Origin of the sequence: Lacibacter sp. H375, assembly GCF_037892425.1 — a bacterium.
Taxonomy (GTDB): Bacteria; Bacteroidota; Bacteroidia; order Chitinophagales; family Chitinophagaceae; genus Lacibacter.
The window spans coordinates 1,336,369-1,349,510 of sequence record NZ_JBBKTT010000001.1 but is presented as its reverse complement, the minus strand read 5'-3'; the positions used below and the strand labels follow the sequence as shown (position 1 = coordinate 1,349,510).

General features: G+C 40.2%; 8 protein-coding genes. 7 read left to right on the top strand and 1 reads right to left on the bottom strand.

What is annotated here, in order from left to right; genetic code table 11:
- Nucleotides 1-102: 102 nt before the first annotated feature.
- Nucleotides 103-1,749: a hypothetical protein gene (locus WG954_RS05865; RefSeq protein WP_340434531.1), complete on the bottom strand. Its 1,647-nt coding sequence runs from the start codon at nucleotides 1,747-1,749 to the stop codon at nucleotides 103-105.
- A gap of 317 nt (nucleotides 1,750-2,066) precedes the next feature.
- Here WG954_RS05865 and WG954_RS05860 point away from each other — a divergent pair, with 317 nt between their 5' ends.
- From WG954_RS05860 to WG954_RS05830, 7 genes are all read left to right on the top strand, one after another.
- Nucleotides 2,067-5,357, top strand: coding sequence for a T9SS type B sorting domain-containing protein (locus WG954_RS05860; protein WP_340434529.1), 3,291 nt, complete (start codon nucleotides 2,067-2,069; stop codon nucleotides 5,355-5,357).
- A gap of 292 nt (nucleotides 5,358-5,649) precedes the next feature.
- Nucleotides 5,650-6,063, top strand: coding sequence for a very short patch repair endonuclease (locus tag WG954_RS05855; protein WP_340434527.1), 414 nt, complete (start codon nucleotides 5,650-5,652; stop codon nucleotides 6,061-6,063).
- 214 nt (nucleotides 6,064-6,277) lie between these two features.
- Nucleotides 6,278-6,496, top strand: a complete 219-nt coding sequence (locus WG954_RS05850; protein WP_340434525.1) for a helix-turn-helix domain-containing protein — start codon at nucleotides 6,278-6,280, stop codon at nucleotides 6,494-6,496.
- Nucleotides 6,496-7,749: a DNA cytosine methyltransferase gene (locus WG954_RS05845; protein WP_340434523.1), complete on the top strand. Its 1,254-nt coding sequence runs from the start codon at nucleotides 6,496-6,498 to the stop codon at nucleotides 7,747-7,749. Before WG954_RS05850 ends, WG954_RS05845 begins: the two co-directional genes overlap by 1 nt.
- A gap of 3 nt (nucleotides 7,750-7,752) precedes the next feature.
- Nucleotides 7,753-9,240 carry an ATP-binding protein gene (locus WG954_RS05840; protein WP_340434521.1) on the top strand — a complete coding sequence of 496 codons (1,488 nt, stop codon included), beginning with the start codon at nucleotides 7,753-7,755 and terminating at the stop codon, nucleotides 9,238-9,240.
- On the top strand, nucleotides 9,237-12,164 hold the full coding sequence (locus WG954_RS05835; protein ID WP_340434519.1) for a Z1 domain-containing protein: 2,928 nt from the start codon (nucleotides 9,237-9,239) through the stop codon (nucleotides 12,162-12,164). Before WG954_RS05840 ends, WG954_RS05835 begins: the two co-directional genes overlap by 4 nt.
- On the top strand, nucleotides 12,145-13,140 hold the full coding sequence (locus tag WG954_RS05830; RefSeq protein ID WP_340434517.1) for a PD-(D/E)XK motif protein: 996 nt from the start codon (nucleotides 12,145-12,147) through the stop codon (nucleotides 13,138-13,140). Before WG954_RS05835 ends, WG954_RS05830 begins: the two co-directional genes overlap by 20 nt.
- The last annotated feature ends 2 nt before the right edge of the window (nucleotides 13,141-13,142 follow it).

The window sequence follows — 13,142 nt, the reverse complement described above, 5'->3', positions numbered from 1 at the left end:
AAGAAATAAACGTTCTTGCTATTATAGAAAAGCCCTCCGGAAGTGGAGGGCTTTTTTATTAATACGTATGCAATGAACAGTTTGTTTATGTTTTGGCTTTCATCACATTTTTTGTGTGATGGTTTTATAGAGCCCTATCTGGGTAAATTGTAATTGCGTTGGCGTTATCCTCCCTGAATGGGTATTAATTCTCATAATATAATTTCCATTGGATTTTGTTACGCTCCATGGATAAGTGATTGAATACTGTTCCACCAATCCGGAGGCATACCTCGATTCATACCTCGTTGCAATTCCGTTTGGCTTCACTTCAATTCTATCTTCCTGGAGAAACTTATCACTAACTACATCATACCAGTTGACTGTCCAGTTACCAAGTACCAGGCTTTTATAATAGTCTGTTGAATCAATTTCAGGTTTAAATACACAAGGAATACTTTTTACAAACTCAACGCCATCAAGAGGTCGTTTCACTGCAACGTTAATATCGAAATTGAATTCCTGCGTTGACGTAGATGTAATTTTAATCATCCTGTTTCCATTCGTTAAAGAAGATGTATAGCTGATACGGTTATCACTTACGCCCTTTATAATAACCTCACTCCCCGTTCCGGGCTGCGTGCTGGTAACCTGCGGATAGGTTCCAATAGTTGCAGTGTAAGGGTTATAAGGCGCTTTTAATTTGGAGGTATACTGCTTTGCTTTTGTGTATAATTTTTCTACTTCCCGGTCTTCTGTCTGCAGCTCATTATCCGAAGTAAACGCCTTGGAAATATTCTGCTGAATCGTTTGGTCTGATGATTTCAGATTACGAAACAAAACATCCAGCGCAATCGTCTTCTCGGTATTGTTATTGAACTCGTTTGCCATTACCCGCTTAACATTGGTAGAGAAGATTGATTCCAAAATTCCCGGCAATTCGCCAACACGTTCAGCTTGCCGGATAACCGCCTCCCGCAAAATGATAAACGTGATAATAGAACCGGCCAGTATAATTGCTGAGATAGGATTCGGTGCCGTAATCAGTGAGTACAGGCTTCCGAGAATAAACGGAATTTGAACAACGCAGGCAATTTTTAATATCACAAATTTGTTAGCCAATGAAACCAACTTTTCTCCCGCATCTATTAATCCCTGCTCTTTAGCGAGTATATTATTCGATTGACGAAGTGTGAACGAAAAATCTGAAGGCTGAGGCATTATCTTCTTTAAAATATAGGCAAGCAACAGTTTATCGTTTACCTGCAATTTAGCAAACTGATCGTCCCACTCTTCTTTTAGCTGACTGATGATTAATGCTGTTTGAGGAGATGTTTGGTAGCTGCTTCCTGCAATACTTTTTGCAAGAGAATCGATACAACTGTTTCGTTTAGAAACAAACTCGTTGATCACAATTTGCGGATCCGCAATGGCTGCATAATCACGAACTGTGAGCGTTAAGCTGTTTGAATTTGTTATTGACGGAATTGTTACGGGTGTTTTTCCCGGCATAAGTACAGGTAAAAAGAAAACATATTCCGAATCGTTTCCGGCATACGCCTTTGTTTGTACAGTGCCCAGGTTGATGATAACTTCTGCCTGTGTGATCTTCCTGTTTAGTTTAATTTTTAAGGGATCCCCCGGCAGGGCATATGAAGAATCTATTGTAAGCGTTGTTCGTTCTGCTTCTCCGGCGGGATTGCCTTTATCTTTTTTCGAACAGGAATATAAAATCAATACAAGACATAGAAATACGGATAGCTTTTTCATGAAAGGGAGTTTAATAATATAGAAGTGAGGCCACTTGTAAAAGTAGTTGATGAAACAGGAAGAACTGTACCCCTAAAGGGGTATTCTTGCTTTCATCTTATCAAAGAAGTAATCGTAAATGTGTTTTATAGAAAGCCATCCGGAAGTGTAGTAACGGGTTTTTGGATTAATAGTGACGTTTCCACTTACACACCGGTTGGCCAACAATCACACTTAACTGTTCAAGTCTGCGCATTTACAAAAAAACCGCATTGTCACACAAACACAGGATCAAATTATTGCTGTAAATAGGACACAAGTATTATTTTTAGCAACGTATGAAATCCCATTCATCCCTGTCCATATCCTTCATCCTTGTTTTACTTGTCCTTTCAATTAATACCAAAGCAGGAAATAATTGTGGCGTAACAGCATCATTTACGCCGGCAACAAGAGACTCAGTTTTCACAACAGACAGGGTCATTTGGTTTCAAAGTACCAGCACCAATGCCACATCTCAAAAATGGTACATCAATGGTTTATATATCTCAGATGTGGCAGCTTTCAATTACGCATTCAATGATGCCGGAGTTTACGAATTCAAACTCATTGCCGCCAACGGCAGCTGCACCGATACCTCCATTGCACTGTATGTACTCACGGGTGTACAGCCGGTCAACAGGGATAAAATTCAGGCCTACCATGGTCTTCCAGGTTTAAACAATACTGCCACAAGTATTACCAATGGAAAAGCCGGCGGTTACCTCGTTGGCGGATATGTTGGGGATGTGCCATTTGGTAATTTTTCTTTTTTTGAAAGCGGCTTAGTGATCAAAGTTGCCGATGCTGGTTGTGCTGAATGGTCCCGTACACTCCGCAATCAGAATTATACAAGGGTAGAAAAAACTCTGGCCTTGAAAGACGGCGGTTTTATAATAACCGGCCTTACCGACAACATACTCTTCCTGCTCAACCTCAGCAGTACAGGTGATGTACGATGGAGCCGAACCCTGAGAGTAGATGGACAGGCAATGACCCTCACCTCCATTCTGGAAACCGACGACGGCCACATCCTGGTCGGCGGACAAGTATGGAACAAAGGAATTGTAGTCATAAAAAGCGACGCAAACGGAAGCGTTCAATGGAGTCGCTTCTTCGAAAAACCCGGCGGTTCGCTCACCGGTTATGTGGCCACCCGCCTGCTGCACAAAGACAACGATGTTTACCTCTTTTGTGATGTTTCCTTATTTCAAAATGGCGGTGCAACAGGTACCATTGACCCTTACGGCAACCTCCTGAAACTGAATTATACTACAGGCGAAACACGTTGGACTAAAACCCTGTTGGTCAACAATCAATATATCAACCCAAGAGATCTGCAATGGTATAACGATGGTCTCATAGTAAACTGCTTCGCCAATACGGGCATTAAAAACGCCAACAATACGTTGATTCACACCGATACTGCCGGCAACCCCCGGTGGGCGAAAACAGTTGCTACAACTTCAATTCCGCTGGTTACGGCAAACACATTGCTCTTTCCTCTTGCAAGCGGAAACTGGTACCTTGCCAATCACGGTGTGGAAATCCTTAACCTCCAACCCTATTCCTTTGCGCATAGCGTATTTGTGAAATTTGATGCCTCGTTCAATGTCAGCTGGGTAAAAGAATACAGCCGCTTCGCAGGCTCACCACTGGCTTTCGCAGCAACGGGTGGAAAAGAGGCACTTGTTGGCTTAGGTAAAGAATCAGGAGCAGGCACCAACTATTTCAAAGATATTTCCAACAAGTTCAACTTTGTAAAAATGGATTCGGCCGCTGTAACCCCATCCGATCCAAATTGCCGCATTAATCAAACTCCCGTAACCATTCATAGTGTAACAGCAACCAATACACCCTTTGTCTGGACCACCGAGGGAAACGCAGTAAGCACCTTCAGCACGCAACAGCTCAATGTAAATGATGCCTACCCGCAAACCTACTTTAACTGCCCCACCGATTTCATCGACTCCTGTTCATACATTAAACTTTATGGACCTTCAGAAGTTTGTCGCCTGAACGAAACGGTTGAGTTCAAAGCAAAACGGAACAATGCCTGTACAATGCCGCTCAAATGGATACTCCCACCAAATGGTTGCCAGGTAATACAACAAACCGATACCTCGCTGAAAGTGAAATTCACTTCCTTTCAAAAAATAACGATCAGTGCGTTGCTCGAATTCTCCTGTAACCCCGTGAAAGATTCCCTCACAGTTGTTGTACGGCCTAAAGGAAACCTGGTACTCAACCTCGGCGCAGATACCAGCCTCTGTACAGGCAACAGCATTCAACTGAATGCAGGCAACGGGTTTTTAAGCTACCTGTGGAATAACGGCACCACCAACACGGCCTTAACTGCTACCCAACCCGGAACCTATTGGGTACAGGTAAAAGACTCATGCGATAATCTGCTCACCGATACTGTTCGCATTAGCTCCGCACCTGCCGTACCACTTTCACTTGGCCCCGATCGTACCAAGTGTAACAACGATACCCTTCACTTAACAGCTCCCGCTGGTTTTATCAATTACAGCTGGGGACCGTCTTACAACAGCAGCCCGACCAATACAGCCCGCATTATCGTGAACCCAGCCGCAGATACCAGCTACTTTGTAAAGGCAGAAAAAACACCCGGCTGCTTTGGCTTCGATACAATACGGGTAAAAGTGAATACCTCGCCGCCCCTTCAATTAGGCTCCGACTTATCGTTTTGTAATGGCGATAGCGCTGTGGCCGATGCTGGCAACGCATTTGCAAGCTACTTGTGGAGCAATGGCGCAACAACACAAAAAACGGTTTTAAAAACACCCGGAACCTATACTGTAAAAGCTGTTTCAGCAAATGGCTGTGCCTCCACCGATACAATAAAAGTGTTGCAGGTCTTTACTAACCCTGTTGTTCTCCTCAGCACCGATACAGCACTCTGTGCCGGTGAAACCAAGCTGCTCGATGCAGGTAGCTTTAATGCCTATTTATGGAATACCGGGGCCACCACCCGCAGCATCAGTATTTCAAACCCCGGAACCTACAGTGTTGTTGTAACCGATCTGAACGGCTGCAAGGGCATGGGTAACAGCAAACTTTCGCTTGTTCGCCCACTGCCCATCCCATACCTTGGTAATGATACTGCTGTTTGCTCATACGGAACACTCAACCTCACCACACCCGGCAGCTATAGCTCCTACCTCTGGAATACCGGGGCTTTCACGAAACAGGTCACCATCAGCCAACCCGGCACTTACTGGCTTAAAGTGCAGGACAATTTTGGATGCAGTGGCACTGATACCATAACAATAGCACTTAAAGATTGCCTTACCGGCTTTTACATGCCCAATGCATTTACGCCCGATGGCAACGGGCTCAACGATCTAATCAAGCCTTTTCTTTTCGGCAGGGTTGCCACATATGAATTCAGCATTTACAACCGCTTTGGCGAACGCATTTTCAGCACCACAACCCTAACGCAGGGCTGGAATGGTGTACACCGTAATCAACCACAACCTTCAGGTGTGTTTAGCTGGAAATGCAGCTGGCAAATGGAAGGAGAAAAACCACAGCAACGCAGCGGAACTCTTTACCTCATCCGGTAAATAGCTTAGCTCTCAAAAACCCCAACTTTATCTTAATGGAAAAATGCTCCACTTAAAACGACAATCATGGAAGGTCACCAAAAAGATAACGAAACAGAAGGTCATAATGTCCCAAAAAAATAAGGAATACCTGTAGTACAACATTGCTTAGGTAGATTCAACAGGTTCGTCCGCCCGGGGTCTTCCGCAGGAGACCCCGGGATTTAATCTATGGCCTTTTTCATGCACATACGTGTACTTCGTGGCACTGTCTGTGTTCTTCTGCGTCCATCTGTGGCCTAACTTTATACCCATGGCCGACGTCCACACCTCCGCCCAACGCTCCTTCAACATGAGCCGCATCAAAGGCAAAGACACAAAGCCTGAAATGCTCGTGCGCAAGTATCTGCATGCACAAGGCTTCCGTTACAAACTCCACGACAAAACACTTCCCGGTAAGCCCGATCTTGTTTTACCCAAATACAAAACTGTCATCTTTATTCATGGATGTTTCTGGCACGGTCATACTAACTGCAGGTATTTTAAAATTCCGCAAACAAGAACTGAGTGGTGGAAGGAAAAGATCAATAAGAATATTGCGAATGATGTAAACGCATTGAAGTTGCTGAAGAGAGATGGATGGAAAATTATTATCCTATGGGAATGTGATCTAAAACCAGTAAAGCTCGAAGCAACACTAGCCTCCCTTGTAACAACACTCTCTTGAATAGCTACCAACAAAAACTATAGGTGACTTAAAAGCAAATATTCTTAAGGTCACATGGCTTACCATTGTTCATGAAAGCAAAGCTTATACATTATTAACGATGTGTCCTATAGTATGCGGTGTTTTATAGGACACAAAGATAAATTCGCTATAGGGCAAATTATGCTCTAACCAATGTATGCGGCGAACACCAGACCAATTACCAGAAACCATTATGGATTTAAAAATCAAAGTTGGCAAACGGATTACCCAGCTCAGGAAAGCGAAAGAATTGTCGCAGGAAAAATTTTCGTATGAAGCTGATATGGAGAGAACATATCTCACGCACATTGAAAACGGGCGAAAAAACATATCACTGTCTACATTAGAGAAAATCATTAATGCATTAGGAACAACTCCAAAGGAGTTTTTTAATACCAAAGAATTTAAATAATGGCAAAGAAGTTGACGTTTATCGACCTCTTTGCTGGCGCAGGAGGTTTATCAGAAGGGTTTATACGTGCAGGGTTTGAACCCATTGCACATGTTGAAATGGATGAAGCTGCTTGTTATACATTAAAAACAAGGGCGGCATATCATTACCTAAAAGCAATAAATAAATACGAAACTTATACCGCTTATTTAAAGGGAGAAATAACACGGGCAGAATTGTATCAAAATATCCCTGATGAAATATTAAGTAGCGTAATTAACCTGCCCATCGGCGGAGATAATAACCCTCGCATTCATAAAGCAATTGAACGGCAATTAGGAAAACGAAAGGTTGACCTCATCATTGGCGGACCTCCTTGTCAGGCTTATTCATTAGTAGGTAGAGCAAGAAGTGAAGACGGGATGAAAGGTGATCATCGGAACTATTTATACGTTCAGTATGGTAAATACCTCGAGAAATACAATCCTAAAATGTTTGTGTTTGAAAACGTAATGGGATTAAAATCTGCGGGCTCTGGAATTTATTTGAAAAACATGGAAAAGCTTTTTGATAAAAAGGGTTACAACATGAAGTTATTTTCTGTGGAAGCAAACAACTTTGGAGTATTGCAAAATCGAAAGCGGGTAATCATAATCGGCTGGAAAAAGGAATTGAATATTACTCTTCCTGATCTGGAAGCAATGCGCTACAAAACAAAACATACTGTAAACGAATTATTGTCTGATTTACCTGTACTACAGGCAGGTAAGGGGATTGATAAATATGCCTCTTACAAAAACGACTCTACAGATTATTTAAATGAGAATGGTATCCGAAACGGTATTAATATTTTAACCCAGCATGTGGCGAGGCCACATACAGAGCAAGACAAGGAAATATACCGCATCGCAGTTCAGTTGCTACAGAAGGGTGAACGCCTAAGTTATACCTCATTGCCTGGACGTTTAAAATCACATAATAATCAACATTCTTTTTTTGATCGGTTTAAAGTAGTGGATGCAAATGCCCCTCATGCTCAAACTGTCGTTGCGCATATTGCTAAGGATGGTCATTACTATATACACCCCGATATAAAACAAAATCGATCTCTAACCGTAAGAGAAGCTGCACGTCTGCAGTCATTTCCTGATGACTTTTATTTTGAAGGAGTGAAAGAAGGAAAAAACAGAACGGCGGCATTTAAGCAAACCGGGAATGCCGTGCCTCCACTAATGGCTTTTACAATAGCTATTCAACTTAAAATGCTTTTATAATCAATGATTGAAAGCCGCTTTAATAATATAGAAACCGCTGATGCAACTCCTAATGCTGCTTCACTAATTGAAACGTTCAGAGCAATTGGATACGACATTGAAACAGCTATCGCCGACCTAATCGACAATTCTATTTCTGCTGGAGCAAGTGAAGTCCATATTAACTATAACTGGAAAGGAAAAGATACTTCCCTTTATATTCTTGACAATGGCGTTGGTATGAATGATGATGAACTCATTGAAGCTATGCGTCCAGGAACGAAAAATCCATTGTCAGAAAGAGAAGAAAATGATTTAGGTAGATTTGGATTAGGATTAAAGACCGCTTCTTTTTCTCAATGCAGACATCTAACTGTAATAACTAAGTCGTCAAAAAAAAAAATATCGTATTGGACGTGGGATTTAGATTATGTAAGTCAATCTGGTCTATGGCACCTAATTAAAATTGAGCCAAGTATCAATCTAATTGAAAAGTTAAATCAACAAGAGAAAGGAACAATTGTAGAGTGGAAGTTTATTGATCGGATCACCAAAGATTACAAAAACGATGAACCATCTTTAAAAAAATTTACAATAGTTGCAGAAAGGATAAAAGCTCACCTTTCCATGATATTCCATCGGTTCATTGAGTCTAAAGAATTAACAATTTGGTTTCAGGATCGAGAAATTAAACCATGGAATCCCTTTCTTTCGGAACAATTAAGAGTTCAAAATTTTCCCTCAACATCGTATTGTAACAATCAGGTTCAAGTTAAAGGTTATGTACTAAAACACAAGTCTGCATTTACAACTGAAGAATTTCAATCCGCTTCAGGTATAAGAGGCTGGAATGATCATCAGGGATTTTATATCTACCGTAAAAATCGGATGTTGGTATCAGGTAGCTGGCTGGGTCTGTGGGCAAAGGAAGAACATTATAAACTTGCTAGAATTTCCATCGATATCAGCAATAACGTCGATACAGAATGGCAGATTGATATTCGCAAGGCTATCGCTCGTCTTCCCTCACATTTAAAAGACAGTATTAAAAGTAATGCAACCGATGTCCGGTCTGTGGCAGTAAATGTATATCGAACAAAAAGCAAACCTGTTCTTGGGAAAGGCAATTTATCATTAACGCCACTCTGGAAAGAATTTACTAACTCGGGTACAAAAAAATGGACCTTCCGAATTAACCGTGAACATCTAATAATATCAGAAACTTTACGCATTGCAGATAGCAATCCTTCAAAAGCAATTAAATTATTATTACGGCTTTTGGAAGAAACTGTACCAGTGAAATCAATATTCATCAAGGAAGCTGAAGACAGTTACAACCAAACATTACCATTTGAAGAAGGAAAAAGAGATGAAATGCTAACGGTTATGCAAGAGATTTATAAAACTCTTCTGGAGAGTGGGCTCAATGATCATCAAGCTAAAATTAAACTTGAATTCCTTGAACCTTTTAATCATTACCCTGAGGAAATAAAAAACATTGACAAAAAATGAATGTTCAAGCTCTGAAAATCTGTGTCACTTTGTTAGAGGGTGTATTGTATCCTACTGACCAAGATGTTGTAGAGGTGATAAGCAAAGTTTCCTCCCTTTTTAGTCTTAATGAAGCCGAAAAAGAAAACTTGCGAAAACACCTTATCAGTGTTTTTGGAATATTTTCCGAAGGATATAAAATTTTAGATGGGAAGGAAGGCTATAGCCCGTGGATTAAGGCAGCAAGAGGTCAAATAAACTTATCCTTCTGGAAAAGGTATGAGGCGTTTATGCAACACAAAATGGCTCGTGATACTTTAAATAAACTTGACAATCTTACTGATGACATTTTAGATCGAATTGGGAATCCGGCGGTTTCAGGCAATTGGGATAAAAGGGGTTTGGTTGTTGGTCAGGTACAGAGTGGGAAAACAGGAAATTATATTGGTTTAATTAATAAAGCTGCTGATACAGGTTATAAATTGATTATTGTACTTGCTGGTATGCATGATAGCTTACGAAGTCAAACTCAAATTCGTATTGATGAAGGGTTTTTAGGTTATAACACACAAAGATCCCTGCAATATTCATCTCATTATTTTTTAGGCGTAAGCAAATTCAATCCTACTGATCCAATAACTGGTAATATCAAGGAACTTCCGGTTCATGCTTTAACAAGTGGGCACATTAATGGCGATTTCAATCAAACTAAAATACAAGGAAGCACGAATTTAAGGGGCTCAGATCCGATAGTAGCTGTAGTTAAAAAGAATTCTTCAATACTAAAAAATCTTATTCTCTGGCTTGCTAAATGGGGTACAAAAAATGCGGACGGTAAGCTTCTAATCCAAAATTTACCAATACTAATCATTGATGATGAAGCAGACAATGCTTCAATTAATGTCAGTAAAGAAAGAGTCTCAGCAATCAATGGTTATATACGTGCTTTACTTAGTCTATTCGAACAAAGTGCATATGTCGGATACACGGCAACGCCTTTTGCAAATGTTTTCATTCCATTAAAGGATGCTCAGAACTCAAAGGGGTTGGATGTTTCTATTAAAGACTTCGCATTTTCAGTTGGGGATGATCTTTTCCCGAAAGATTTTATTATCAACATACCAGCTCCCTCCAATTATATTGGGCCTTGTCAATTATTTGGGTTAGAAGACGGTCTTGTCAATCAAGAAATAGATCCCAGGCCATTACCGTTAATCAGAAACGTTATTGATTTTGATGACGCAGATACAGTTTTTGTTCCCGATAAACATAAAAAACATAGCCCACTTCCCAAGGCTCTTCCAGATAGTTTAAAGCGTGCAATAAAATGTTTTTTATTAGCTGTTACAGCCCGTCGTACAAGAGGGCAAATTAATACTCACAATAGCATGCTTGTCCACGTTTCTAGATTCATACGTTGGCAGGATCACATTTCAGTATTAGTAGATGAAGAATTAAAATTCTATCAAAGACAAGTTGACCAACGTACTGGCTCTTTACTATCTGAACTAAGAGAACTGTGGATATCGGAATTCGAGCCAACCTCGCAAACAATTCTTGCAATAAGCAACACATATCAAGATCCTTCCATAACACAAATCTCTTGGAGTGAAATCGAGGCCAACCTTCATGCAGCTATAATGCCAATTGAAGTCCGTGCAGTTCACGGTGATAAAAACATTGCTGGGTTGCACTATCACAACATATCGCCATTAGATTACTTTGTAGCGGAGCAAACAGGCACCTATTTAAACATTATAGCAGTAGGTGGTGATAAATTAAGCAGGGGGCTTACTCTTGAAGGTCTAAGTATTAGCTATTATTTAAGAGCAAGCAAAATGTATGATACGCTAATGCAAATGGGTCGCTGGTTTGGTTATCGACCTGGATATTCAGATTTATGCAGAGTATTTACTACCGGAGAACTCATTAGATGGTATCGCCACATAACAATTGCAAGCGAGGAAATGCGTGCAGAATTTGACTACATGTATCACTTAAGGCGCACACCTAAAGAATATGGACTGAAAGTGCGTACACACCCCGGAGTATTGAAAATTACGGCTGCAAACAAGTTTCGCTATCATACAACAATGTTGCTTAGCTATTCAGGCAGTTTAGCACAAACTTACGAGTTCGACATATCCGAAAAGAAAGTAAAAAACAACATTGACATCACCTCAAATCTTATTAAATCACTAGGAAAAACGTCTCCTATTCTAAATAAAGAAAACCGAAGTCAGCTTTTTTTCTGGAGGGGCTTAAATAACTTTCGTGTTATTACAACTTTTTTACGAAACTATTTAATCAATCCAACAGTAATGGATGTTCGAAAAATTTGTGATTATATTGAAGCACAGGCTTCCAAAGAAAATCTTACAAACTGGAATATTCTATTGGTAAATAATAGTACCGCCGCTGCTGATAGAAAATATGTCTTCCCAGGACTTTCCGAATCTGTGGGGCTTACTGACCGTACAAATCAGTCGGACAAAGAAGGGATCTATCAAGTATCTAAGGCAAACATAACAGATCAACGTCATGAGATGGTTGACTTTGATGATGAACAAATAAGTTCAGCACTTTCTGCTACAATAACAGATTTTGAATTTGATTTACAAAGCAAGTCAGAAGAAGAAAAAACGAAAGCGAAACAACCCACTCAACCTTCTCGTCCCCGTATACGACAACAAAGAAAAAGTAGGGAAGGCTTGCTAATAATATACCCAATGAATCCGGATCCATATCACATAGATTTAGAAACGGAAAAAAAGGGAGTTCGAAAAACAATAGCCAGTCTCCCAATTATTGGAATAGCACTAAGTTTTCCAGAACTCGTGCATGATGAGAAAATAGAATATGCTGTGAATGAACAATTCCAAAATGAGTACGATTATCCTGAGGAATTTGACCAAAACAATGAAGATGAAAGTACGGATAGCTGATTTATGGCAATCGCTGAATCAACAAGAGTCGCATTCTGTTGGCTTTGTCAAAACTTTGGTAGACCCCTCAGTTGCAATAGCGGTTTATCTTGCCTTGGTTTTTCCAAACCGAAACAAGGCATTAATAATTGATGCAACAGGAATCAATTCAAGCTTTATTGAACCCTTTGTGGGTAAAGGAATGAAACTTGAAAGGGTATTCGAAAAGGCAAGCCCAGATAGAATTCTTTTAATGCTTTCCTTAACTGATATAATTTATTCAGAAGTATTTGATGTCCTATTGGAAGATTGCATTTCTTCACTAGCTAACTTAAACGACAAAACAGAATCTTTAAATGTCTTTGCTAACCGTTTAAGTGCATGGAAAAAATTACTGGAAACATACACGGAGTCTGGTATGAGCACCACTGAACAGCAAGGTCTTTTTGGAGAGTTGGTAATTTTACTTCGTCTATTGAAAAAGTTTCCTGATAAATCAATGCAGTTACTTACAGCGTGGCAGGGTCCTGATAAATTCCAACAAGACTTTCAGACTAATGAATGGGCTGCCGAGGTAAAAACAACGACTAGCAACGATTCTGTAATTATTGCTAATGAGTCACAGCTAAATGCAAGCGGATTAAAACACCTGTTCCTTTGGCATATTACACTAGATAAGTATGCCGAAAAGGGTGTTACCCTCAACAACTTAGTTATTGAGTTAAAATTGCTTTTAAAAAACTCATCAGCTGCACTTAAGCTCTTAAACTTGCGCTTGGCTGCAATAGGTTATTTCTTTCATCAGTCATTTCTCTACGAAAAAAGTGGCTATCTGATAAGGCAAGAAAAAATCTATTTGGTGGAAGATGGGTTTCCTTCACTTACATTAAAAAACATTCCGATTGGAATAAATGAAGTGAAATACACATTAAAACTATCCGCATGCACTTCTTTTATAACGAGTGAGGAAGTTTTTTTTGCAACTCTTAATTTATAAAT